Here is a 500-nt window from a genome sequence, read left to right on the forward strand (position 1 = left end):
GTCTTAAGCATTAAAGCGTTCGCTGTAGGTAAAGAGTATGTCATATTTAATAAACGAAAAATTAGAGAAGATATTGTTCAAAAAGCATACATTGCTTTGGTCTCAGCACTTTTCATAGTGTTTAGTGGAGTTGTTATCTTATCAGCGATTGAACCTGAACCGCTTCATAAAATATTATTTGAAGTTACGAGTGCTTATGGAACGACAGGGCTAAGTATGGGAATTACGAGTAGTTTGCATGGCTTTAGCAAATTCATTTTAGTACTCACAATGTTTATTGGTCGCTTAGGTATATTGGCATTAGTCATGATGATACGGCCAAATAATCCATTAAGTAAACCTAATTTCCAGTATCCTGAAGAAAATATTATCGTAGGATAAAATCACTAAAAAGGCCTTGTAACTTCAAGGCCTTTTTTATTTGTATTATTTGATTGCATCAAGCATTGCTTTGGCGAACACCGGTAAGTCATTTGGATTTCTTGAAGTAATTAAATTGC

Annotated in this window: 1 protein-coding gene; it reads left to right on the top strand. The window is 34.0% G+C overall.

The window, feature by feature from the left end; genetic code table 11:
- Positions 1 to 381, top strand: a 381-nt coding sequence (locus tag ABCO64_RS10920) for a potassium transporter TrkG (protein ID WP_343089505.1), incomplete at its 5' end; no start/stop codon positions are given.
- Positions 382 to 500 lie beyond the last annotated feature (119 nt).

The sequence above is a fragment of the Methanocalculus natronophilus genome, assembly GCF_038751955.1.
GTDB classification, from domain to species: Archaea; Halobacteriota; Methanomicrobia; order Methanomicrobiales; family Methanocorpusculaceae; genus Methanocalculus; species Methanocalculus natronophilus.